This window comes from Streptomyces sp. NPDC016640 (assembly GCF_043076215.1).
Classification (GTDB): Bacteria; Actinomycetota; Actinomycetes; order Streptomycetales; family Streptomycetaceae; genus Streptomyces.
Genome location: NZ_JBIBRG010000008.1, coordinates 88,837 through 112,923, shown reverse-complemented (window position 1 = coordinate 112,923; position 24,087 = coordinate 88,837). Strand labels below are relative to the sequence as shown.

At 71.7% G+C, this 24,087-nt stretch carries 21 protein-coding genes; 20 read left to right on the top strand and 1 reads right to left on the bottom strand.

The genetic code is table 11. The annotated features are described in order from the left end of the window. Positions 1-2: 2 nt before the first annotated feature. The 12 genes from ACF07S_RS18270 (at position 3) to nusB (ending at position 13,166) form a co-directional block, all read left to right on the top strand. The gene (locus ACF07S_RS18270; RefSeq protein WP_391964433.1) at positions 3-374 is read left to right on the top strand and encodes a hypothetical protein; all 372 of its coding nucleotides are present in this window, start codon (positions 3-5) and stop codon (positions 372-374) included. Next, positions 374-3,043, top strand: a complete 2,670-nt coding sequence (gene alaS, locus ACF07S_RS18265; protein WP_391974590.1) for an alanine--tRNA ligase — start codon at positions 374-376, stop codon at positions 3,041-3,043. The genes ACF07S_RS18270 and alaS overlap by 1 nt, the downstream gene beginning before the upstream one ends. A 32-nt stretch (positions 3,044-3,075) precedes the next feature. Beyond that, entirely contained in the window at positions 3,076-3,540 is a 465-nt protein-coding gene (gene ruvX / locus ACF07S_RS18260) for a Holliday junction resolvase RuvX (protein ID WP_391964684.1), read from the top strand. A gap of 126 nt (positions 3,541-3,666) precedes the next feature. Next, the gene (mltG, locus tag ACF07S_RS18255) at positions 3,667-5,328 is read left to right on the top strand and encodes an endolytic transglycosylase MltG (protein WP_391974589.1); all 1,662 of its coding nucleotides are present in this window, start codon (positions 3,667-3,669) and stop codon (positions 5,326-5,328) included. Beyond that, complete coding sequence (locus ACF07S_RS18250) at positions 5,328-6,155, top strand: shikimate dehydrogenase (protein ID WP_391964430.1); 828 nt, start codon at positions 5,328-5,330, stop codon at positions 6,153-6,155. Before mltG ends, ACF07S_RS18250 begins: the two co-directional genes overlap by 1 nt. A 556-nt stretch (positions 6,156-6,711) precedes the next feature. Beyond that, a complete protein-coding gene (gene aroC, locus ACF07S_RS18245; protein WP_391964429.1) occupies positions 6,712-7,896 on the top strand; it encodes a chorismate synthase in 1,185 nt (394 codons plus the stop codon). Continuing rightward, positions 7,893-8,408, top strand: a complete 516-nt coding sequence (locus ACF07S_RS18240; RefSeq protein ID WP_391964428.1) for a shikimate kinase — start codon at positions 7,893-7,895, stop codon at positions 8,406-8,408. The genes aroC and ACF07S_RS18240 overlap by 4 nt, the downstream gene beginning before the upstream one ends. Further along, positions 8,405-9,499: a 3-dehydroquinate synthase gene (gene aroB / locus ACF07S_RS18235; RefSeq protein ID WP_391964427.1), complete on the top strand. Its 1,095-nt coding sequence runs from the start codon at positions 8,405-8,407 to the stop codon at positions 9,497-9,499. Before ACF07S_RS18240 ends, aroB begins: the two co-directional genes overlap by 4 nt. A 145-nt stretch (positions 9,500-9,644) precedes the next feature. Beyond that, positions 9,645-10,577 carry a Pro-rich N-terminal domain-containing protein gene (locus tag ACF07S_RS18230; RefSeq protein WP_391974588.1) on the top strand — a complete coding sequence of 311 codons (933 nt, stop codon included), beginning with the start codon at positions 9,645-9,647 and terminating at the stop codon, positions 10,575-10,577. 424 nt (positions 10,578-11,001) lie between these two features. Next, the gene (locus tag ACF07S_RS18225; RefSeq protein WP_391974587.1) at positions 11,002-12,108 is read left to right on the top strand and encodes an aminopeptidase P family protein; all 1,107 of its coding nucleotides are present in this window, start codon (positions 11,002-11,004) and stop codon (positions 12,106-12,108) included. A 63-nt stretch (positions 12,109-12,171) separates the two neighbouring features. Further along, positions 12,172-12,738, top strand: a complete 567-nt coding sequence (gene efp, locus ACF07S_RS18220; RefSeq protein WP_391964424.1) for an elongation factor P — start codon at positions 12,172-12,174, stop codon at positions 12,736-12,738. A gap of 2 nt (positions 12,739-12,740) precedes the next feature. After that, positions 12,741-13,166 (top strand): transcription antitermination factor NusB, encoded by a 426-nt coding sequence (gene nusB, locus ACF07S_RS18215; RefSeq protein ID WP_391964423.1) that lies wholly within the window; start codon positions 12,741-12,743, stop codon positions 13,164-13,166. A gap of 129 nt (positions 13,167-13,295) precedes the next feature. On the opposite strand, the gene bldD is transcribed toward nusB, so the two are convergent. Continuing rightward, on the bottom strand, positions 13,296-13,799 hold the full coding sequence (gene bldD, locus ACF07S_RS18210) for a transcriptional regulator BldD (RefSeq protein ID WP_190206437.1): 504 nt from the start codon (positions 13,797-13,799) through the stop codon (positions 13,296-13,298). Positions 13,800-14,061: 262 nt separating this feature from the next. On the opposite strand from bldD, the gene pyrR reads away from it, so the two are divergent. The 8 genes from pyrR (at position 14,062) to pyrF (ending at position 24,046) form a co-directional block, all read left to right on the top strand. After that, positions 14,062-14,655, top strand: coding sequence for a bifunctional pyr operon transcriptional regulator/uracil phosphoribosyltransferase PyrR (gene pyrR, locus ACF07S_RS18205; protein WP_391974586.1), 594 nt, complete (start codon positions 14,062-14,064; stop codon positions 14,653-14,655). Between the two features lie 102 nt (positions 14,656-14,757). Continuing rightward, positions 14,758-15,756: an aspartate carbamoyltransferase catalytic subunit gene (locus ACF07S_RS18200; RefSeq protein ID WP_391964421.1), complete on the top strand. Its 999-nt coding sequence runs from the start codon at positions 14,758-14,760 to the stop codon at positions 15,754-15,756. A gap of 5 nt (positions 15,757-15,761) precedes the next feature. Then, on the top strand, positions 15,762-17,048 hold the full coding sequence (locus ACF07S_RS18195; RefSeq protein ID WP_391964420.1) for a dihydroorotase: 1,287 nt from the start codon (positions 15,762-15,764) through the stop codon (positions 17,046-17,048). Beyond that, on the top strand, positions 17,045-17,605 hold the full coding sequence (locus ACF07S_RS18190; protein WP_391964419.1) for a hypothetical protein: 561 nt from the start codon (positions 17,045-17,047) through the stop codon (positions 17,603-17,605). Before ACF07S_RS18195 ends, ACF07S_RS18190 begins: the two co-directional genes overlap by 4 nt. Continuing rightward, positions 17,602-18,744 carry a glutamine-hydrolyzing carbamoyl-phosphate synthase small subunit gene (gene carA / locus ACF07S_RS18185; protein ID WP_391964418.1) on the top strand — a complete coding sequence of 381 codons (1,143 nt, stop codon included), beginning with the start codon at positions 17,602-17,604 and terminating at the stop codon, positions 18,742-18,744. The genes ACF07S_RS18190 and carA overlap by 4 nt, the downstream gene beginning before the upstream one ends. Further along, positions 18,737-22,045 carry a carbamoyl-phosphate synthase large subunit gene (gene carB, locus ACF07S_RS18180; RefSeq protein WP_391964417.1) on the top strand — a complete coding sequence of 1,103 codons (3,309 nt, stop codon included), beginning with the start codon at positions 18,737-18,739 and terminating at the stop codon, positions 22,043-22,045. The genes carA and carB overlap by 8 nt, the downstream gene beginning before the upstream one ends. 52 nt (positions 22,046-22,097) lie before the next feature. Further along, on the top strand, positions 22,098-23,204 hold the full coding sequence (locus tag ACF07S_RS18175; protein WP_391974585.1) for a quinone-dependent dihydroorotate dehydrogenase: 1,107 nt from the start codon (positions 22,098-22,100) through the stop codon (positions 23,202-23,204). Then, positions 23,201-24,046, top strand: a complete 846-nt coding sequence (pyrF, locus tag ACF07S_RS18170) for an orotidine-5'-phosphate decarboxylase (protein WP_391964415.1) — start codon at positions 23,201-23,203, stop codon at positions 24,044-24,046. The genes ACF07S_RS18175 and pyrF overlap by 4 nt, the downstream gene beginning before the upstream one ends. Positions 24,047-24,087 lie beyond the last annotated feature (41 nt).

The window sequence follows — 24,087 nt, the reverse complement described above, 5'->3', positions numbered from 1 at the left end:
CGATGTTCCGCCGAACGTTCTGGTTCACCACCGGCGTCGCCGCCGGCGTGTGGGCCACCACCAAGGTCAACCGCAAGCTCAAGCAGCTGACGCCCGAGCACCTCGCCGTGGCCGCGGCGAACAAGGCGATCGAGGCCGGCGGCCGGCTCAGGGACCGCACGGTGGACTTCGCGCTCGAGGTCCGCGACCACATGGCCCGGCGGGAGGCCGAACTGGGCGACGCGCTCGGGCTCACCACCCCCGTCGGCCGTGAACTCCCGCCGTCCCGGAGCCACACCGTCATCGAGAACCGCGACAGCCCCGAACACGTCGAGGGGCCGACGCCCGAGTCGACGTACCCGACGTACCCGTACAACCGGAATGAGGACCACTGATGGAGTCGGCCGAGATCCGCCGCCGCTGGCTGAGCTTCTTCGAGGAGCGCGGGCACACCGTCGTCCCGTCGGCGTCGCTCATCGCGGACGACCCGACTCTGCTGCTGGTCCCGGCCGGCATGGTGCCCTTCAAACCCTACTTCCTGGGCGAGGTCAAGCCGCCCTTCGACCGCGCCACCAGCGTGCAGAAGTGCGTGCGCACGCCGGACATCGAAGAGGTCGGCAAGACCACCCGGCACGGCACGTTCTTCCAGATGTGCGGCAACTTCTCCTTCGGTGACTACTTCAAGGAAGGCGCCATCAAGCTCGCCTGGGAGCTGCTCACCAGCCCTCAGGACAAGGGCGGTTACGGCCTCGACCCCGAGCGCCTGTGGATCACCGTCTACAAGGACGACGACGAGGCCGAGCGCATCTGGCACGACGTCGTCGGTGTCCCGTCCGAGCGCATCCAGCGCCTGGGCAAGAAGGACAACTACTGGGACATGGGCGTCCCCGGTCCCTGCGGCCCCTGCTCCGAGATCAACTACGACCGCGGTCCCGAGTTCGGCACCGAGGGCGGCCCGGCCGTCAACGACGAGCGGTACGTGGAGATCTGGAACCTCGTCTTCATGCAGTACGAGCGGGGCGAGGGGCCGGGCAAGGACTACCCGATCCTCGGTGACCTGCCGAGCCAGAACATCGACACGGGCCTCGGCCTGGAGCGGCTCGCCATGATTCTGCAGGGCGTGCAGAACATGTACGAGATCGACACCTCCATGGCCGTCATCAAGAAGGCCACCGAGCTGACCGGCGTGGCCTACGGCGACGCCCACGCCTCGGACGTCTCCCTGCGCGTGGTCACCGACCACATGCGCACCTCCGTCATGCTCATCGGCGACGGCGTCACCCCCGGCAACGAGGGCCGCGGCTACGTGCTGCGCCGCATCATGCGCCGCGCCATCCGCAACATGCGCCTGCTCGGCGCCACCGGTCCGGTGGTCAAGGACCTGATCGACGTCGTCATCGGGATGATGGGGCAGCAGTACCCCGAGCTCATCACCGACCGCGAGCGGATCGAGAAGGTCGCCCTCGCCGAGGAGAACGCCTTCCTCAAGACGCTGAAGGCCGGCACCAACATCCTCGACACCGCGGTGAGCGACACCAAGGCCGCCGGGGGCAGCGTCCTGGCCGGTGACAAGGCCTTCCTGCTCCACGACACCTGGGGCTTCCCGATCGACCTCACCCTGGAGATGGCCGCCGAGCAGGGGCTCTCCGTGGACGAGGAGGGCTTCCGCCGCCTGATGAAGGAGCAGCGGGAGCGCGCCAAGGCCGACGCCCGGGCCAAGAAGACCGGCCACGCCGGCGTCGGCGCCTACCGCGAGATCGCCGACAAGGCCGGTGCCACCGACTTCGTCGGCTACACCGACACCGAGAGCGAGTCCACGATCGTCGGCATCCTCGTCGACGGCGCCTCCTCCCCGGCCGCCACCGAGGGCGACGAGGTCGAGATCGTCCTCGACCGCACCCCGTTCTACGCCGAGGGCGGCGGCCAGATCGGCGACACCGGCCGGATCAGGGCCGACACCGGCGCCGTCATCGAGATCCGCGACTGCCAGAAGCCGGTGCCGGGTGTGTACGTCCACAAGGGCGTCGTCCAGGTCGGCGAGGTCACCGTCGGGGCCAAGGCCCATGCCTCCATCGACGACCGCCGCCGCAAGGCCATCGCCCGTGCCCACTCGGCCACCCACCTCACCCACCAGGCCCTGCGCGACGCCCTCGGCCCGACGGCCGCCCAGGCCGGCTCCGAGAACCAGCCGGGGCGGTTCCGCTTCGACTTCGGTTCGCCGTCCGCCGTGCCGACGGCCGTGATGACCGACGTCGAGCAGAAGATCAACGAGGTGCTCGCCCGCGACCTGGACGTGCGCGCCGACGTCATGGGCATCGACGAGGCCCGCAAGCAGGGCGCCATCGCCGAGTTCGGCGAGAAGTACGGCGAGCGCGTCCGCGTGGTCACCATCGGCGACTTCTCCAAGGAGCTGTGCGGCGGCACCCACGTGCACAACACCGCCCAGCTGGGCCTGGTGAAGCTGCTCGGCGAGTCCTCCATCGGCTCCGGCGTGCGCCGTATCGAGGCCCTGGTCGGCGTGGACGCCTACACCTTCCTCGCCCGCGAGCACACGGTCGTCAACCAGCTCACCGAGCTGCTCAAGGGACGCTCGGAGGAGCTGCCGGAGAAGGTCTCCGCCATGCTCGGCAAGCTGAAGGACGCCGAGAAGGAGATCGAGAGGTTCCGCGCCGAGAAGGTGCTGCAGGCCGCCGCCGGTCTCGCCGGGTCCGCCAAGGACGTCCACGGCATCGCCCTGGTCACCGGTCAGGTCCCGGACGGCACCACCGCCGACGACCTGCGCAAGCTGGTCCTCGACGTGCGCGGCCGCATCCAGGGCGGCCGGGCCGCCGTGGTCGCCCTGTTCGCGGTGAACAACGGCAAGCCGCTGACGGTCATCGCCACCAACGAGGCCGCCCGCGAGCGCGGCCTCAAGGCCGGTGACCTGGTCCGCACGGCCGCCAAGACCCTCGGCGGGGGCGGCGGCGGCAAGCCGGACGTCGCCCAGGGCGGCGGGCAGAACCCGGCCGCCGTGGGCGACGCCGTCGACGCCGTCGAGCGGCTCGTGGCGGACACGGCCAAGTGAACGGCCCGGCGAACGAGCAGGACGGCCCGGTGATGCGCCGGGGCCGCCGGCTCGCGATCGACGTCGGGGACGCCCGCATCGGGGTCGCCTCGTGCGACCCCGACGGGATCCTCGCCACCCCGGTCGAGACCGTCCCCGGCCGGGACGTCCCGGCCGCGCACCGCAGGCTGCGGCAACTGGTCGAGGAGTACGAGCCGATCGAGGTCGTCGTCGGTCTCCCTCGCTCCCTCAAGGGGGGCGAGGGCCCCGCCGCCGTCAAGGTCCGCGGTTTCGCGTCGGAACTGGCCCGCATGATCGCGCCGGTTCCGGTGAGACTCCTCGACGAACGCATGACCACGGTGACGGCGAGCCAGGGGCTGCGCGCCTCCGGCGTGAAGTCCAGGAAGGGCCGCTCCGTCATCGACCAGGCGGCCGCGGTGATCATCCTCCAGCAGGCGCTGGAATCCGAACGGGTGTCAGGCAGCCCGCCCGGTGAGGGCGTCGAAGTGGTTGTCTGATCGCGGTACGGTAACGTTCCGCGCGATGCGGACGGTGTTCGAACAGCCGACGCACGGAGAGAGGCGGAACGGGAGCCGTGGTCTTGGGTTGCCGGGCGACCGCCGCCTCGCGGCTCTAGGGGATCGATGACTGAGTATGGCCGGGGTCAAGGCTCCGAACCGTGGCATCCGGACGACCCGTTGTACGGGGACGGCGGATGGAGAGGACAGCAGACCCACCAGGGTGAGCAGTCCCCCTACGACGGCCAGCCGCAGCCCTACCCGCAGCAGCCGCAGACGCAGCAGCAGTACGGCGCCTGGGCGACCGCCGAGCAGAACGGGTACGACGGGCAGCAGCAGCACCCGCCGCAGTACGACCAGCAGTACGCGCCCGAGCAGCACCAGCCGCAGTACGACCAGAACGGCTGGCCCACCGGCACCCACCCGCAGGACCCGTACGCCGCCGCCCCGCCGGATGCGTACGGGCAGCAGACCGGGAACTACGGCGGGGAGCACGCCGACTACTACGCGGCTCCCGAGGCCTACCCGCCGCCCGAGCCGCCCGGCCGCCGCCGCGCCGAACCGGAGCCGGAGCCGGAGACCGACTGGGACCCGGGTCCCGACAAGGGGGAGCACGCCTTCTTCGCGGGCGGCGACGGTGACGACCCCGGTGACGAGCAGGGCGGCCGGCGCGGACGCGGTGAGCGCCGGGGCCGCGGCGGCAAGGAGAGGAAGCGGCGCACCGGCGTGGCCTGCCTCGTGGTCGTCCTGGTGTTCGGCGGTGGTATCGCCGGTATCGGGTACTTCGGGTACCAGTTCTACCAGGATCGTTTCGGCAGCGCCCCGGACTTCGCGGGCGGGGGCAACGGGCAGCAGGTCTCCGTCGAGATCCCCAAGGGCGCGCTCGGTTACAAGATCGGGCAGGTGCTCAAGGAGAACGGCGTGGTGAAGAGCGTCGACGCCTTCGTCGCGGCCCAGGCCGCCAATCCGCAGGGCAAGACCATCCAGGACGGTGTCTACACCCTGCAGAAGGAGATGTCGGCGGCGAGCGCGGTCGAGCTCATGCTCAGCCCCAAGAGCCGCAACAACCTGATCATCGCCGAGGGCAGGCGCAACGCCGACATCTACGAGCTCATCGACAAACGGCTCGGGGTCGAGGAAGGCACCACGGCCGAGGTCGCCGAACAGGACTGGGAGAAGCTCGGCCTGCCGGAGTGGGCACAGGGCCACGAGGACGTCAAGGACCCGTTGGAAGGCTTCCTCTTCCCGTCCAGTTACGGCGTGTCCGAGGGACAGAAGCCCGAGGAGGTCCTCAAGCGCATGGTGGCGCAGGCCACCGAGACCTACGAGAAGCTCGGCGTCGAGCAGAAGGCCGAGAGCTTCGGCCTCGACAACCCCTGGCAGCTGATCACCGTGGCCAGTCTCGTCCAGGCCGAGGGCACCAGCCACAGCGACTTCCGCAAGATGGCCGAGGTCATCTACAACCGTCTCGAACCCGGCAACACCGAGACCAACGGCATGCTGGAGTTCGACTCGACGTACAACTACGTCAAGAACCAGAGCAAGATCGACCTGACGCTCAGCGAGCTCAGGAACTACGACAACCCGTACAACACGTACTACTACAAGGGTCTGCCGCCCGGCCCGATCAGCAACCCCGGTGAGGAAGCGATCAAGGGCGCGCTCAACCCGACGGACGGCGGCTGGTTCTACTTCATCTCGCTCGACGGCAGGACGAGCGAGTTCACCAGGACCAACGCCGACCACCAGAAGCTGGTCGACAAGTGGAACGCCTCGAGGAACGACTGATGGCAGCACCCCGCCGCGCCGCCGTGCTCGGCTCCCCGATCGCCCACTCCCTCTCCCCGGTGCTGCACCGCACCGCGTACGCGGAGCTGGGCCTCGAGGGCTGGACGTACGGCCGCTTCGAGGTCGACGAGAAGGCGCTGCCGGGCTTCTTCGAGACGCTGGGGCCGCAGTGGGCGGGGCTGTCGCTGACCATGCCGCTCAAGCGGGCGGTCATCCCGCTGCTCGACGGGATCAGCGAAACGGCGGCCTCCGTGGACGCGGTGAACACCGTCGTCCTCACCGAGGACGGCCGCCGTACCGGCGACAACACCGACATCCCCGGCATCGTCGCCGCCCTGCGCGAGCACGGCATCGACGAGGTGGAGTCCGCCGCCGTCCTCGGCGCGGGCGCCACCGCCTCGTCCGCGCTGGCCGCGCTGGCCAGGATCTGCTCGGGCGAGATCGTCGTCCACGTCCGCAGCGAGGCCCGTGCCGCCGAGATGCGGCAGTGGGCGGAGCGGCTGGACGTGACGGTGCGCATCGCCGACTGGGACGACGCCGGGCAGGCCCTGAACGCCCCGCTGGTCCTCAGCACCACCCCGGCCGGTGTCACGGACGCGCTCGCCCGGGCCGTCCCGCAACGCCCGGCGGTCCTCTTCGACGTGCTCTACGACCCGTGGCCGACGGTCCTCGCCGCCCGCTGGTCCGCCTGCGGCGGCGCGGTGATCAGCGGCCTCGATCTGCTGGTGCACCAGGCGGTCCTCCAGGTCGAGCAGATGACAGGACGCTCCCCGGCGCCGCTGGACGCCATGCGGAAAGCGGGGGAGCGGGCCCTCACCGGCCGCTGACACCCCTCTGCGGTTCCGCAGGGGGCGGGAACGGCAGGGGAACGCGGTCTCGTGCCAGCAGGCGCGCCACCGGCATCGGCGAAGGCCCGGACATCCGACTCCGCGCCGGACCTCCCGCCCGAGCGGGTGCAGATCACGGTACCGGTCCTGACCGCGCTCGCCGTCCTCCCGTCCTGGGCCGTCGAGCTCCGGCGCGGGATCGCGCGCCGTCGCGCCGTCCGTACCGGGCAGCCGGTCCACGCGGCCGCCCGGTACGGACGGGGGAGCGGCGCGGACCACCCGGGCCCCTGCGCCCCGCAGCCGGCAGGGCAGCGGGGCCGACTTCCTCGGCACCCGCGCGCCCCGGCGGCGTCGGGGCGGGGGTTCCGCCCGGCTCCTCCGCCGCCCGGCCCGTGACCGGGCCCGTCCGCCTGATGGACCGGCAGCCGGATCCCTCTCCGGGACGTGGGAGGATCGGAGGTGGCGGACCGGGGCCGCGCACCCCGTCACGCCGCAGACGTACGTGAAGAGGCGCGTACGCAGGGCAGTACCGGGGCGCGAGCACGGAGGAGCACCGTTGAGCAGGTTGCGCTGGCTGACCGCGGGGGAGTCCCACGGCCCCGCACTCGTCGCGACGCTGGAGGGCCTTCCCGCCGGCGTGCCCATCACCACGGACATGGTGGCGGATCACCTCGCGAGGCGGCGGCTGGGCTACGGTCGCGGCGCGCGGATGAAGTTCGAACGGGACGAGGTCACCTTCCTCGGCGGTGTCCGGCACGGCCTGACCCTCGGCTCCCCCGTCGCGGTCATGGTGGGGAACACCGAGTGGCCGAAGTGGGAGCAGGTCATGGCGGCCGACCCGGTCGACCCGGACGTGCTGGCCGGCCTGGCGCGCAACGCCCCGCTGACGCGTCCCCGTCCCGGTCACGCCGACCTCGCCGGGATGCAGAAGTACGGCTTCGACGAGGCCCGGCCGATCCTGGAGCGGGCCTCCGCGCGGGAGACCGCGGCGCGTGTGGCGCTGGGCGCGGTGGCGCGGTCGTACCTGAAGGAGACGGCCGGCATCGAGATCGTCAGCCACGTCGTCGAACTGGCCGCCGCCAGGGCGCCGTACGGCGTCCACCCGACCCCCGCCGACGTGGAGAGGCTGGACGCCGATCCGGTGCGCTGCCTGGACGCGGACGCGTCGAAGGCGATGGTCGCGGAGATCGACCAGGCCCACAAGGACGGCGACACCCTCGGCGGTGTGGTCGAGGTGCTGGCGTACGGCGTGCCGGTGGGACTCGGCTCGCACGTCCACTGGGACCGGCGTCTCGACGCGCGCCTGGCGGCCGCGCTCATGGGCATCCAGGCGATCAAGGGCGTCGAGGTCGGCGACGGCTTCGACCTGGCGCGCGTGCCCGGTTCGAAGGCGCACGACGAGATCGTCGCCACCGACCAGGGCATCAGGCGTGCCTCCGGCCGCTCCGGCGGCACCGAGGGCGGACTGACCACGGGTGAGCTGCTGCGCGTCCGGGCGGCGATGAAGCCGATCGCGACCGTGCCGCGGGCCCTGAGGACCGTGGACGTCGTCACCGGCGAGGAGACGGCGGCCCACCACCAGCGCTCGGACGTGTGCGCCGTCCCGGCCGCCGGGATCGTCGCCGAGGCCATGGTCGCGCTGGTCCTCGCGGACGCGGTCGCCGAGAAGTTCGGCGGTGACTCCGTCACCGAGACCCGCCGCAACGTGACGTCGTACCTCGACCACCTGGCCATCCGATGAGCTCACCGGTGATCGTGCTCGTCGGCCCGATGGGGGTGGGCAAGTCCACCGTGGGGCGGCTGCTGGCCGAGCGGCTCGGCGTCGGCTACCGGGACACCGACGACGACATCGTCGCCGTCGAGGGGCGCAGCATCGCCGACATCTTCGTCGACGAGGGCGAGGACGCCTTCCGCGCGATCGAGAAGCGCGCGGTGCGCGCCGCGCTCACCGGGCACGACGGCGTCCTGGCGCTCGGCGGCGGCGCGGTCCTCGACTCCGGCACCCGCGCGCTGCTCGCCGGGCAGCGGGTCGTCTACCTGTCGATGGACGTCGAGGAGGCGGTCAGGCGCACCGGTCTCAACGCCGCCCGTCCGCTGCTCGCGGTCAACCCGCGCAAGCAGTGGCGCGAGCTGATGGAGGCCCGTCGGCACCTGTACGAGGAGGCCGCCACGGTCGTCGTGCCGACCGACGGCCGTACGCCCGAAGAGGTCACCGAGGCCGCCTTGAACGCACTGGAGTTGAAAGAAGCATGAGCAGCGAGGCAGTGACGCGGATCGCCGTCGGCGGCACGGCGGGCACCGACCCGTACGAGGTCCTGGTGGGCCGCCGGCTCCTCGGTGAGCTCGGCGGGCTGATCGGCGACAGGGCCAAGCGGGTCGCGATCGTGCACCCCGAGGCACTCGCCGAGACCGGCGACGCGCTCCGCGCCGACCTGGCCGGGCAGGGCTACGAGGTGATCGCCGTCCAGGTGCCCAACGCGGAGGAGGCCAAGACCGCCGAGGTCGCCGCCTACTGCTGGAAGGCGCTCGGACGGTCCGGGTTCACCCGCACCGACGTCATCGTCGGCGTGGGCGGCGGGGCCACCACCGACCTGGCCGGCTTCGTCGCCGCGACCTGGCTGCGCGGGGTGCGCTGGATCGCGGTCCCGACCACCGTGCTGGCCATGGTGGACGCCGCCGTCGGCGGCAAGACCGGCATCAACACCGCCGAGGGCAAGAACCTGGTGGGAGCCTTCCACCCGCCCGCCGGCGTGCTGTGCGACCTCGCCGCGCTGGACTCCCTGGCGGTCAACGACTACGTCTCGGGGCTCGCGGAGGTCATCAAGGCCGGCTTCATCGCCGACCCGGCGATCCTGGACCTCATCGAGTCCGACCCGCAGGCCGCCCGCAGCCCGGCCGGCCCGCACACCGCGGAGCTGATCGAGCGCTCGATCCGGGTCAAGGCCGATGTCGTGTCGTCCGACCTGAAGGAGTCGGGCCTGCGGGAGATCCTCAACTACGGCCACACGCTCGGCCACGCCATCGAGAAGAACGAGCGCTACACATGGCGCCACGGTGCGGCGGTGTCGGTGGGCATGCACTTCGCCGCCGAACTGGGCCGTCTCGCGGGCCGGCTCGACGACGCCACCGCCGACCGCCACCGCACGATCCTCGAATCGGTCGGCCTGCCGCTGCACTACCGCCACGACCAGTGGCCCAAGCTGCTGGAGACCATGAAGGTCGACAAGAAGTCCCGCGGCGACCTGCTGCGCTTCATCGTCCTGGACGGCCTGGCCAGGCCCACCGTGCTGGAGGGGCCGGACCCGGCCGTGCTGCTCGCCGCGTACGGCGAGGTGGGCGAGTAGCCGCACCCGGCCTGCCGTGACGGGCACTCATCACCGCCCCCGGCCGTTCACACAACGACGGCAGGGGGCGGTACCGTTCGGTAGCACGCGGGGCACCCTCCCGCAGTCAGCGCCCCATCGCCTGTACGAGACGGAGTGGCACCGGATGCAGCACGCAGTGGGTTCTCCGCTGCCGCCGCCCCATCAGCCGGGGCACGGACCGGCCGTCGGCTGGTCACCGGCCGCACACCACCCGGGCCAGCACCCGGGAGCGCAACAGGGCCCCGCCCCGGTGCCCGCGCCCGCACACCACCCGGGCCAGCATCCCGGAGCGCAACAGGGCCCCGCCCCGGCGCCCGCGCCTCCTCCGGCACCGGGCTGTCCCGCACCGCCGCCGCCCGGGTCCGCCGGGCCTCCCGCCGGCCCGCAGCACGCCTCGATGCCCCCGCCGCCGGACACCACCGGCCACGTCCGGCTGCCGCCCGGCGGCCCCGTCGCCATGCCCAGCGCCCCCCGGGCCGCCGCGCCCCCCGGCCCGGCCGGCACGACCCTCGCCGTGCTGCTCATAGGACCCGCCGGCGCCGGCAAGACGAGCGTGGCCAAGTACTGGGCGGACCACCGCCGGGTCCCGACCGCCCACATCAGCCTCGACGACGTCCGCGAGTGGGTCCGCTCCGGTTTCGCCGACCCGCAGTCCGGGTGGAACGACAACTCCGAGGCGCAGTACCGCCTGGCCCGCCGCACCTGCGGCTTCGCGGCGCGCAACTTCCTCGCCAACGGCATCTCGTGCGTCCTCGACGACGCGGTCTTCCCCGACCGGCCCGTCGTCGGCCTCGGCGGCTGGAAGCGGCACGTGGGCCCCGGCCTGCTGCCGGTGGTCCTCCTGCCGGGCCTGGACATCGTGCTGGAGCGCAACGCGGAGCGCTCCGGCAACCGCCGCCTCAGCGACGAGGAGGTCGCCCGCATCCACGGCCGTATGGCCGGCTGGTACGGCTCGGGCCTGCCCATCATCGACAACTCCCAGCTCGGCATACCGGAGACGGCCCGCATCCTGGACGACGTCCTGGCCCGCTCCATAGCGAGCCCCCCGCAGTGGTGATCGCGGGCCCGCGCACCCGACCGGAGTGCGCACCGCACCGGAGCCGGTGGCACCCGGGGCCGGGTACCACCGGCCCGCGCCGGCGGCGCGCCGCCGCGCCCACCCGTACCGCCCCGGGGGCACCTCCCAGGCCCTGAGGCACGGGGGAGGCACGACTGCTTGCCCGCAGCCGGCCGACCGGCTGCTCCCGCGACGCTCCCGCGGTCGCCGACGTACCGGAGCGCGGCGTGTGGCGCGGCGGTGCCCGCCGCTCACCCGGTCACCGCCCACGCCCGCTGCGGCAGCGCGGGAGGGGCCCGGCCGCGGCGGGCTCGCCGCACCCTCACGCCCCCGCCCCGCACGACAACCGCCCGCGCCGCCCGTCGTGCCCCCACTCGGCCCCTCTCGACCGGCGACATCCCCCCGCCGCTCCTAGGCTCGAACCATGTCAGAGGTCTACGCGGTCCGCCGGACGCGGCTACGGGAATGCTGCAGCGCGGGCGGCGGCGCGGCGGCGCTGGTGTCCCGGCCCGCCAATGTGCGCTACCTCGCCGGCCCCGCCCCCGAGGGCGCCGTGCTGCTGCTCGGCAGGACCGAGGACCTGCTGGTGTGTCCCGGCCCGCCCGACGACCGGTCACCGCAGGGCCGCCCGGACGAGACGCTGCGCCTGCACGTCGTGCCCGGCCTCAGCGGCGATCCCGCCGTGGAAGCCGCCCGTCTCGCCGCGGCCCAGGACGTGGAGTCCCTCGCCGTCGAGGAGCACCACCTCACCGTGACCCGGCACCGCGAGATCCGTTCGGCCGTCCCCCGGCTGCGCCTGGCCGGCATCGCGGGCGCGGTCGAACAGCTGCGGGTGGTCAAGGACGAGGAGGAGATCTCCTGTCTCCGCATCGGCGCGGAAATCGCCGACCAGGCCCTCGGCGAGCTGCTGGAGTCCATCCTCGTCGGCCGCACCGAACGCCACCTCGCCCTCGAACTCGACCGCCGCCTGGTCGACCACGGCGCCGACGGTCCCGCCTTCGCCACCTCCGTCGCCACCGGCCCGAACGCCGGGCGCCCCGGTCACCGGCCCACCGACCGGCGCGTCGAGGAGGGCGACTTCCTCTCCGTCTGCCTCGGCGCCACCTACCGCGGCTACCGCTGCGAGATCGGCCGTACCTTCGTCATCGGCACGGTTCCCGCGGACTGGCAGATCGAGCTGTACGACCTCGTCTTCTCCGCCCAGCGCGCCGGACGCGAGTCCCTCCTCCCCGGCGCCGCATGCTGCGACGTCGACCGCGCCGCCCGTCAGGTGCTGGACTCCGCCGGGTACGCCGGAGCCCTCCCGGTGCTCACCGGGCACGGCGTCGGACTCGAAATCGACGAGGACCCTCAATTGACACCCGCGGCCATGGGTAAACTGGACGCTTGCGTGCCGGTCACCGTCGAACCGGGGGTCCACCTCCCGGGCCGGGGCGGAGTCCGGATCGATGACACGCTCGTCGTACGCCCCGAGGCGGACGGCGGACCCGAGCTACTCACCATCACGACCAAGGAGCTGCTCGCGCTCTAGCCCCGTGCTGTGCGCCCGCCCCGCCGTCGTCCACGTCAGTCCAGTCCAGGAGATTCCGCAACCGTGGCTTCCACGAACGACCTCAAGAACGGCATGGTGCTCAAGCTCGAAGGCGGCCAGCTCTGGTCCGTCGTCGAGTTCCAGCACGTCAAGCCCGGCAAGGGCCCGGCCTTCGTGCGCACCAAGCTCAAGAACGTGCTCTCCGGCAAGGTCGTCGACAAGACCTTCAACGCCGGCGTCAAGGTCGAAACGGCCACCGTCGACAAGCGCGACATGCAGTTCTCCTACATGGACGGCGACTACTTCGTCTTCATGGACATGGAGACGTACGACCAGCTGATGGTCGACCGCAAGGCCGTGGGCGACGCCGCCCACTTCCTCATCGAGGGTTTCACGGCCACCGTCGCCCAGCACGAGGGCGAGGTGCTCTTCGTCGAGCTCCCGGCCGCCGTCGAGCTGACCATCCAGGAGACCGAGCCGGGCGTCCAGGGCGACCGCTCCACCGGCGGCACCAAGCCCGCCACCCTGGAGACCGGTCACCAGATCCAGGTCCCGCTCTTCATCACCACCGGTGAGAAGATCAAGGTCGACACCCGCACCAGCGACTACCTCGGCCGGGTGAACAGCTAACCGTGGCTGCCCGCAACACGGCCCGCAAACGCGCCTTCCAGATCATCTTCGAGGGCGATCAGCGCGACGCCGACGTCCTGACGGTCCTCGCGGACTGGATCCGGCACTCCCGGACCGACACGCGGCAGCCGCCGGTGAGCGAGTACACGATGCAGCTGGTCGAGGGCTACGCGGAACACGCACAGCGCATCGACGAGCTGATCGCCCAGTACTCGGTCGGCTGGACGCTCGACCGGATGCCGGTCGTCGACCGCAGCATCCTGCGTCTGGGCGCCTATGAGCTGATCTGGGTCGACGAGACCCCGGACGCCGTCGTCCTCGACGAGATGGTGCAGCTGGCGAAGGAGTTCTCCACGGACGAGTCGCCCTCGTTCGTCAACGGACTGCTCGGCCGGTTCAAGGAGCTCAAGCCGTCACTGCGTCGCTAGCCGGCACCTGACGGGCGCTGCCCCTCACGGTACGGAAAACCGCCGGGGTGGCCGGAACCTCACAGTTCCGGCCACCCCGGCGGTACGTTTCTTCGTCGCCTCGCGCTTTTCGTGACGCCCGCGGGGCGCTCAGACCTCCTCGTGCGAGGCCACCGCGCGACGCGCGTCCGCGTCCAGGACGCCCCAGCTGATCAGCTGCTCGGTGAGGACCGAGGGCGACTGGTCGTAGATGACGGCGAGGGTGCGCAGGTCGTCCTGGCGGATCGAGAGCACCTTGCCGTTGTAGTCACCGCGCTGGGACTGGATCGTCGCCGCGTAGCGCTGCAGCGGGCCCGCCTTCTCGGCCGGCACCGTGGCCAGCCGCTCCAGGTCCAGGACCAGCTTCGGCGGCGGCTCGGCGGCGCCGCCCGGGGTGGTACCCGGCAGCAGCTCCTGCACCGGAACGCCGTAGAAGTCCGCCAGCTCCGCGAGGCGCTGTACGGTCACGGCGCGGTCGCCGCGCTCGTACGAACCGACCACGACCGCCTTCCAGCGGCCCTGGGACTTCTCCTCGACACCGTGGAGGGAAAGGCCCTGCTGGGTGCGGATCGCCCGGAGCTTGGCCCCGAGCTGTTTGGCGTATTCGCTGGACATATAGCTCCCCGGCACTGTGTCGACGCGGCTGGCTGGTTTCCATGCCGCGCGGCTGGTAACTCACTGTGAGGTTACGCAGCGTTACTCTCATGCGTCAAGCCGAATGGTCCACACCGGCGCTTCCGTGGTGGCGAGGCCCGGCTGCTCCATTGGAGTGACCGGGGGTGCCGTTCCGGTCCGGTGCCGGCCTGATAGCCTGAACGACGCAATCCGACGTCCTTTAAGGTCCGTCCCGTGAGGCGGAGAAGGAGGTCCGTTTCATATGGACACGCACGACACGCACGGCACACAGGATTCGCAGGACACGCGGTCCGGTGCGCGGCCCGTCCTCGAGGGTCCCGACATCGCGCGGGTACTGACCCGCATCGCCCACGAGGTCGTCGAACGCGCCAAGGGCGCCGACGACGTGGTGCTCCTCGGCATTCCGACCCGGGGCGTCTTCCTCGCCCAGCGGCTGGCCGCCAAGCTCGAGCAGATCACCGAGCGCAAGGTCCCGGTCGGCTCGCTCGACATCACGATGTACCGCGACGACCTGAGACTGCAGCCGCCGCGTGCGCTGGCCCGCACCGACATCCCCGGTGACGGCATCGACGGCCGCCTCGTCGTCCTCGTCGACGACGTGCTCTTCTCCGGCCGCACCATCCGCGCCGCCCTCGACGCGCTGAACGACATCGGGCGCCCCCGCGCGGTGCAGCTCGCCGTCCTCGTCGACCGCGGTCACCGCGAACTGCCCATCCGTGCCGACTACGTCGGCAAGAACCTCCCCACGTCGTTGCGGGAGACGGTCAAGGTCCTGCTCGCCGAGGAGGACGGTCGCGACACCGTGCTGCTCGGCGCGAAGCGGACCGCCCCGTAGCACTTCGGGCGCACGCCGGCGGCGTGCGCCGGCTCGGCACGCCCTCGCGCGTCCCCGTCTGCCCGCTTTCGCCTCAATGAACTGCCCTACGGAGCCTGACAGATGCAGCGTCATCTCATCTCGGCCGCCGACCTCACCCGCGACGACGCCGTCCTGATCCTCGACACCGCCGAGGAGATGGCCCGGGTCGCGGACCGGCCGATCAAGAAACTCCCGACCCTGCGCGGCCGGACCGTCGTCAACCTCTTCTTCGAGGACTCGACCAGGACCCGGATCTCCTTCGAGGCCGCCGAGAAGCGGCTGTCCGCGGACGTCATCAACTTCTCCGCCAAGGGCTCCAGCGTCTCCAAGGGCGAGTCCCTGAAGGACACCGCACAGACCCTGGAGGCCATGGGCGTGGACGCCGTGGTCATCCGGCACGGCGCCTCCGGCGCTCCCTACCGCCTGGCCACCTCCGGCTGGATCGACGCCCACGTCATCAACGCCGGGGACGGCACCCACCAGCACCCCACCCAGGCGCTGCTCGACGCCTTCACCATGCGGCGCCGGCTCGTCGGCCGGGACGCCGGCATCGGCCAGGACCTCTCCGGCCGGCGCATCACCATCGTCGGCGACATCCTGCACAGCCGGGTCGCCCGCTCCAACGTCGACCTGCTGCACACCCTCGGCGCCGAGGTCACCCTCGTCGCCCCGCCGACCCTGCTGCCGGTCGGCATCGGTGCCTGGCCCTGCGAGGTGTCGTACGACCTCGACTCGACGCTGGCCAAGTCCGACGCCGTGATGATGCTGCGCGTCCAGCGCGAGCGGATGAACGCCGCGTTCTTCCCCACCGAGCGCGAGTACTCACGGCGCTACGGCCTCGACGGCGACCGCATGGCGCGCATGCCCGAACACGCCATCGTGATGCACCCCGGCCCGATGGTGCGCGGCATGGAGATCACCGCCGAGGTCGCGGACTCCGGCCGCTGCACCGTGATCGAACAGGTCGCCAACGGCGTCTCCATCCGCATGGCCGTCCTGTACCTGCTGCTGGGCGGCGCCGAGTTCACCGCGAGGAACGCGCCCGCCGCCACCCACGCCCGCACCACCGAGGAGAAGTAAGAACCATGAGCAAGATCCTGATCCGCGGTGCGAAGGTACTGGGCGGACAGCCGCAGGACGTCCTGATCGACGGCTCCGTCGTCGAGGCGGTGGGCCGGGGCCTGTCCGCCGACGGCGCGGAGGTCGTGGAGGCCGCCGGCAAGATCCTGCTGCCGGGCCTGGTCGACCTGCACACCCATCTGCGCGAGCCCGGCCGCGAGGACTCCGAGACCGTCCTCACCGGCACCCGCGCGGCCGCCGGCGGCGGCTACACCGCCGTGTTCGCCATGGCCAACACCTTCCCGGTCGCCGACACCGCCGGCGTGGTCGAGCAGGTCCACCGGCTGGGACTGGAACACGGCTACTGCGACGTGCAGCCCGTCGGCGCCGTCACCGTCGGCCTGGAGGGGAGCAAGCTCGCCGAACTGGGCGCCATGCACGAGTCCGCGGCCGGCGTCACCGTCTTCTCCGACGACGGCAAGTGCGTCCACGACGCCGTGATCATGCGCCGCGCCCTGGAGTACGTGAAGGCCTTCGACGGCGTCGTCGCCCAGCACGCACAGGAGCCCCGGCTGACCGAGGGCGCCCAGATGAACGAGGGCGTCGTCTCCGCCGAGCTGGGCCTCGGGGGCTGGCCGGCCGTCGCCGAGGAGTCGATCATCGCGCGCGACGTGCTGCTCGCCGAGCACGTGGGCTCCCGCGTCCACATCTGCCACCTGTCGACGGCGGGCAGCGTCGAGATCGTCCGCTGGGCCAAGTCCCGCGGCATCCGGGTCACCGCCGAGGTCACCCCGCACCACCTGCTCCTCACCGACGAACTGGTCCGCTCCTACGACCCGGTCTACAAGGTGAACCCCCCGCTGCGCACCGAGCGGGACGTGAGGGCGCTGCGCGAGGCGCTCGCCGACGGCACGATCGACATCGTCGCCACCGACCACGCCCCGCACCCGCACGAGGACAAGGACTGCGAGTGGGCCGCCGCAGCCATGGGCATGGTCGGCCTGGAGACCGCGCTGTCGGTGGTGCAGGAGACCATGGTCGACACGGGTCTGCTGGACTGGGCCGGCGTCGCCGACCGCATGTCCTTCGCGCCCGCCCGCATCGGACGGGCCGAGGGCCACGGCCGCCCCGTCTCGGCAGGTGAGCCCGCCAACCTCACCCTCGTCGACACGGCATACCGTGGCCCCGTGGACCCCGCGGCCTTCGCCTCCCGCAGCCGCAACACGCCCTACGAGGGCCGCGAGCTGCCGGGCCGTGTCACGCACACCTGGCTGCGGGGCAGGGCCACGCTCGTCGACGGGAAGCTCACGTGACACCTGTAATCCTGCTGGCCGCCGAGAAGGAATCGGCGCAAGTGACCGACTGGGCCGCCCGGATCGGCTGGGTCGTCGGACTCGCCCTCTTCGTCGCGCTCGTCTACTGGCTGATGCGCGAGGGCTGGAAGTGGCGCGGCACGCTCCAGGGCGACCTGCCCGAGCTGCACGGCGCGCCGGAGGACCCCGGCCCGGTGAAGCTGACCCTGAGCGGCCGCTACCACGGCTCCACCACCGCCGGTCAGTGGCTCGACCGCATCGTCGCGCACGGCCTGGGCACCCGCAGCCGGGTCGAGCTGACCCTGACCGACGCGGGACTGGACGTCGTACGCCCCGGCGCGAACGACTTCTTCGTCCCGGCGGACGCACTGCGCGGGGCGCGGCTCGACAAGGGCATCGCCGGCAAGGTCCTCACCGAGGGCGGCCTGCTGGTCGTCACCTGGGCCCACGGCGAGCGGCTGATCGACTCCGGCTTCCGCTCCGACCACGCGGCCGAGCACAACGAATGGACCGAGACCCTGAACCAGATGACCGACAAGACGGAAGGCGCACGATGACAACCTCCACCAGGGGAGCCACCAGGGTTCCCGCCGTACTCGTCCTGGAGGACGGCCGGATCTTCCGCGGCCGCGCCTACGGGGCGGTGGGGGAGACCTTCGGCGAAGCGGTGTTCTCCACCGGCATGACCGGCTACCAGGAGACCCTCACCGACCCGTCGTACCACCGCCAGGTCGTGGTGATGACCGCCCCGCACGTCGGCAACACCGGCGTCAACGACGAGGACGCCGAATCCCGGCGCATCTGGGTGGCCGGCTACGTCGTGCGCGACCCCGCGCGCACGCCGTCCAACTGGCGCTCCCGGCGCTCGCTGGACGAGGAGCTCGCCGCGCAGGGCGTCGTCGGCATCAGCGGCATCGACACCCGGGCCCTCACCCGGCACCTGCGCGAGCGCGGCGCCATGCGCGTCGGCGTCTTCAGCGGCGACGCCGTGCGCGACGACGCCGCTCTGCTGGCCCGCGTCCAGGAGGCCCCCCGGATGACGGGCGCCGACCTGTCCGCCGAGGTCGCCACCACCGAGCCGTACGTCGTCCCCGCGATCGGCGAGCGGAAGTTCACCGTCGCCGCCGTGGACCTCGGCATCAAGGGCATGACCCCGCAGCGCATGGCCGAGCGCGGCATCGAGGTGCACGTCCTGCCCGCGACCGCGACGGTCGAGGACGTCTACGCCGTCGACCCGGACGGCGTGTTCTTCTCCAACGGCCCCGGCGACCCCGCCACCGCCGACCACCCCGTCTCCGTGATGCGGGGCGTGCTGGAGCGGGGCACCCCCCTGTTCGGGATCTGCTTCGGCAACCAGATCCTCGGGCGCGCCCTCGGCTTCGGCACCTTCAAGCTCAAGTACGGCCACCGCGGCATCAACCAGCCGGTGCAGGACCGCACCACCGGCAAGGTCGAGGTGACCGCGCACAACCACGGCTTCGCCGTCGACGCCCCCCTGGACGAGGTCTCCGACACCCCGTTCGGCCGCGCCGAGGTGTCCCACGTGTGTCTGAACGACGACGTGGTGGAGGGCCTCCGGCTGCTCGACCGGCCGGCCTTCAGCGTCCAGTACCACCCCGAAGCGGCAGCGGGCCCGCACGACGCCGCCTACCTGTTCGACCGCTTCGTCTCCCTGATGGAGGGCCAGCGTGCCTAAGCGCACCGATATCCAGTCCGTCCTGGTCATCGGCTCCGGCCCGATCGTCATCGGCCAGGCCGCCGAGTTCGACTACTCCGGCACCCAGGCGTGCCGCGTCCTCAAGGCCGAGGGGCTGCGCGTCGTCCTGGTCAACTCCAACCCGGCGACGATCATGACCGACCCGGAGATCGCCGACGCCACCTACGTCGAGCCGATCACCCCCGAGTTCGTCGAGAAGATCATCGCCAAGGAGCGGCCCGACGCGCTGCTGCCCACCCTGGGCGGCCAGACGGCCCTCAACACCGCGATCTCGCTGCACGAGAACGGCGTCCTCGACAAGTACGGCGTCGAGCTGATCGGCGCCAACGTGGAGGCCATCCACAAGGGCGAGGACCGCGACCAGTTCAAGCTGGTCGTCGAGGAGGTCCGCAAGAAGATCGGGCACGGCGAGTCCGCCCGCTCGGTCATCTGCCACTCCATGGAGGACGTCCTCGCCGGCGTCGGCGAGCTGGGCGGCTACCCGGTCGTCGTCCGCCCCTCCTTCACCATGGGCGGCGCCGGCTCCGGCTTCGCCCACGACGAGGACGAACTGCGCCGCATCGCCGGCCAGGGCCTCACCCTCTCGCCGACCACCGAGGTGCTCCTGGAGGAGTCCATCCTCGGCTGGAAGGAGTACGAGCTGGAGCTGATGCGCGACAAGCACGACAACGTCGTGGTCGTCTGCTCCATCGAGAACTTCGACCCGATGGGCGTGCACACCGGAGACTCGATCACCGTGGCGCCCGCGATGACGCTGACCGACCGCGAGTACCAGGTCCTGCGCGACGTCGGCATCGCCGTCATCCGCGAGGTCGGGGTCGACACGGGCGGCTGCAACATCCAGTTCGCGGTGAACCCCGAGGACGGCCGCGTGATCGTCATCGAGATGAACCCGCGCGTGTCGCGTTCCTCGGCGCTCGCCTCCAAGGCGACCGGTTTCCCGATCGCCAAGATCGCCGCCAAGCTCGCCGTCGGCTACACCCTCGACGAGATCCCGAACGACATCACCCAGGAGACCCCGGCCTCCTTCGAGCCGACGCTCGACTACGTCGTCGTCAAGGCGCCCCGGTTCGCCTTCGAGAAGTTCCCCTCCGCCGACTCCACGCTGACCACCACCATGAAGTCGGTCGGCGAGGCCATGGCGATCGGCCGCAACTTCACCGAGGCGTTCCAGAAGGCGCTGCGCTCGCTGGAGAAGAAGGGCAGCCAGTTCACCTTCGTCGGCGAGCCCGGCGACAAGGAGGAGCTGCTGCGCGAGGCGGTCCGCCCGACCGACGGCCGGATCAACACCGTCATGCAGGCCATCCGCGCGGGCGCCACCCCCGAGGAGGTCTTCGCGTACACGAAGATCGACCCCTGGTTCGTCGACCAGCTCTTCCTGATCAAGGAGATCGCCGACGAGCTGTCCGCGGCGCCCGAGCTGACCGCCGACCTGCTCGGCGAGGCCAAGCGGCACGGCTTCTCCGACCAGCAGATCGCGGAGATCCGCGGCCTGCGCGAGGACGTGGTCCGCGAGGTGCGGCACGCGCTCGGCATCCGCCCGGTCTACAAGACGGTCGACACCTGCGCCGCCGAGTTCGCCGCGAAGACGCCGTACTTCTACTCCTCCTACGACGAGGAGACCGAGGTCGCGCCGCGGACCAAGCCGGCCGTCATCATCCTGGGCTCCGGCCCGAACCGCATCGGCCAGGGCATCGAGTTCGACTACTCCTGCGTCCACGCCTCCTTCGCGCTCAGCGACGCCGGGTACGAGACCGTGATGGTCAACTGCAACCCGGAGACCGTCTCCACCGACTACGACACCTCCGACCGGCTGTACTTCGAGCCGCTCACCCTGGAGGACGTCCTGGAGATCGTCCACGCCGAGCGGCAGGCCGGACCGGTCGCGGGCGTCGTCGTCCAGCTCGGCGGGCAGACCCCGCTCGGCCTGTCGCAGGCGCTGAAGGACAACGGCGTACCGATCGTCGGCACCTCCCCGGAGGCCATCCATGCCGCAGAGGACCGCGGCGCCTTCGGCCAGGTCCTCAAGGAGGCCGGCCTGCCCGCCCCCAAGCACGGCACCGCCACCACCTTCGCCGAGGCCAAGGCCATCGCCGACGAGATCGGCTACCCGGTCCTCGTCCGGCCGTCCTACGTGCTCGGCGGACGCGGCATGGAGATCGTCTACGACGAGACCCGGCTGGAGTCGTACATCGCCGAGTCCACCGAGATCAGCCCCTCCCGGCCGGTCCTGGTCGACCGCTTCCTCGACGACGCCATAGAGATCGACGTCGACGCGCTGTACGACGGCGAGGAGCTCTACCTCGGCGGCGTGATGGAGCACATCGAGGAGGCCGGCATCCACTCCGGCGACTCGGCGTGCGCCCTGCCCCCGATCACCCTCGGCGGTTTCGACATCAAGCGGCTGCGCGCCTCCACGGAGGCCATCGCGCGCGGTGTCGGGGTGCGCGGTCTGATCAACATCCAGTTCGCGCTGGCCGGTGACATCCTCTACGTGCTGGAGGCCAACCCGCGCGCCTCGCGCACCGTCCCCTTCACCTCGAAGGCGACCGCGGTGCCGCTGGCGAAGGCCGCCGCGCGGATCTCGCTGGGCGCCACCGTCGCCGAACTGCGTGCCGAGGGGCTGCTCCCGGCGACGGGCGACGGCGGCGAGCTGCCGCTGGACGCGCCGATCTCCGTCAAGGAGGCCGTCATGCCGTGGTCGCGCTTCCGTGACATCCACGGCCGCGGCGTCGACACCGTCCTCGGCCCGGAGATGCGCTCCACCGGCGAGGTCATGGGCATCGACTCCGTCTTCGGCACGGCCTACGCCAAGTCGCAGGCGGGCGCCTACGGCCCGCTGCCGACCAAGGGGCGCGCCTTCATCTCGGTCGCCAACCGGGACAAGCGCTCGATGATCTTCCCGGCGCGTGAGCTCGTGGCGCACGGCTTCGAACTGCTCGCCACCTCCGGCACCGCCGAGGTCCTCAAGCGCAACGGCATCAACGCCACCGTGGTGCGCAAGCAGTCCGAGGGCACCGGCCCGAACGGCGAGAAGACCGTCGTCCAGCTCATCCACGACGGCGAGGTCGACCTCATCGTCAACACCCCGTACGGCACCGGCGGCCGCCTCGACGGCTACGACATCCGTACGGCCGCCGTGGCCCGGTCCGTGCCGTGCCTGACGACCGTCCAGGCGCTCGCCGCGGCGGTCCAGGGCATCGACGCCCTCAACCGCGGTGAGGTGAGCGTGCGTTCACTGCAGGAACACGCGGAACGTCTGACCGCGGCCCGCGACTAGCAGCCCACGAGGGGGACACCGGAAACGGTGTCCCCCTCTTCATGAGGACACCATGTACACGATTCTCTTCACCCTGCTCTTCCGGCGGATGGACCCGGAACGGGCCCACCACCTCGCCTTCCGCCTCATCCGTCTCGTCGCGCGCGTGCCCGGCTTGCGCACCTTCGCCGCCGCCGTGCTCGCCCCCCGCCACAAGGAGCTGCGCACCGAGGCCCTCGGCCTGCGCCTGCACAGCCCCTTCGGCCTCGCCGCCGGCTTCGACAAGAACGCCGTCGGCATCGACGGCATGGCCATGCTCGGCTTCGACCACGTCGAGATCGGCACCGTGACCGGGGAGCCGCAGCCCGGCAACCCCGGGAAGCGGCTGTTCCGTCTGGTCGCGGACCGGGCCCTGATCAACCGCATGGGCTTCAACAACGAGGGGTCGCTGGCCGTCGCTTCACGGCTGGCCTCCCGCACCCCCGTCTTCAGGACGGTCGTCGGCGTCAACATCGGCAAGACCAAGGCCGTACCGGAGAGCGAGGCCGTCGCGGACTACGTGAAGTCCGCCGAGCGGCTCGCGCCGTACGCGGACTACCTGGTGGTCAACGTCTCCTCCCCGAACACGCCCGGACTGCGCGACCTGCAGGCCGTGGACCACCTGCGCCCGCTGCTCGCCGCCGTCCGCGAGGCCGCCGACCGCACGGTGCCCGCCCGCCGGGTGCCGCTGCTGGTGAAGATCGCGCCCGACCTCGCCGACGAGGACGTCGACGCGGTCGCCGACCTGGCCGTGGAACTCGGCCTGGACGGCATCATCGCGACGAACACCACCATCGCGCGCGAGGGACTCGGTCTGCGCTGCGACCCGGCCCTCGCCAAGGAGACCGGCGGCCTGTCCGGCGCGCCCCTGAAGGCACGCTCCCTGGAGGTCCTGCGCCGCCTGTACGCGCGCGTGGGCGACCGGATCACCCTGGTCGGCGTCGGTGGCATCGGGAACGCCGAGGACGCCTGGCAGCGCATCCTGGCCGGTGCCACGCTGGTCCAGGGCTACAGCGCGTTCATCTACGAGGGCCCCTTCTGGGGCCGTGCCATGCACGAGGGGCTGGCCGCGCGGCTGCGCACCAGCCCGTACGCCACGCTCGCCGACGCGGTGGGCGCCGACGTGAGGAAGACGGCATGACCGCTCTGGAACCCTTCGGCGCGCGTCTGCGCCGGGCGATGGACGAGCGGGGCCCGCTGTGCGTGGGCATCGACCCGCACGCCTCCCTGCTCGCCGAGTGGGGCCTGGACGACGACGTGCGCGGCCTGGAGCGGTTCAGCCGCACCGTCGTCGAGGCGGTGGCCGACCGGATCGCCGTGCTCAAGCCGCAGAGCGCCTTCTTCGAGCGGTTCGGCTCGCGCGGCGTCGCCGTACTGGAGCGGACGGTCCGGGAGGCGCGGGCGGCCGGGGCCCTGGTCGTCATGGACGCCAAACGCGGTGACATCGGCTCCACCATGGCCGCCTACGCCGAGGCGTTCCTGCACCGGGACGCGCCCCTGTTCTCCGACGCGCTCACCGTCTCGCCGTACCTCGGCTACGGCTCGCTGAGCCCGGCCGTCGCGCTGGCCAGGGAGAGCGGCACCGGACTGTTCGTGCTCGCGCTGACGTCCAACCCGGAGGGCGGCGAGGTGCAGCACGCGGTCCGCGCCGACGGGCGCACCATCGGGGCCACCGTGCTCGGGCACCTGGCCCTCGAGAACGCCGGCGAGGAGCCCCTGGGGTCGTTCGGCGCCGTGGTCGGCGCGACGCTCGGCGACCTGTCCTCGTACGACCTGGACATGGGCGGCCCCATCCTCGCGCCCGGGATCGGCGCGCAGGGTGCCACGGCGGCCGATCTGCCGGCGGTCTTCGGCGGCGCGGTGCGCAACGTGGTGCCGAACGTCAGCCGGGGTGTGTTGCGCCACGGTTCCGACGTGGTCGCTCTGCGTGATGCCGCGGAGCGGATCGCGGAGGAGATCAGGGCCGCCGTGACGCCGGCCTGAACCGGCCGACGGGAGATTCCGAGGTCGCCGGACTCTGGATA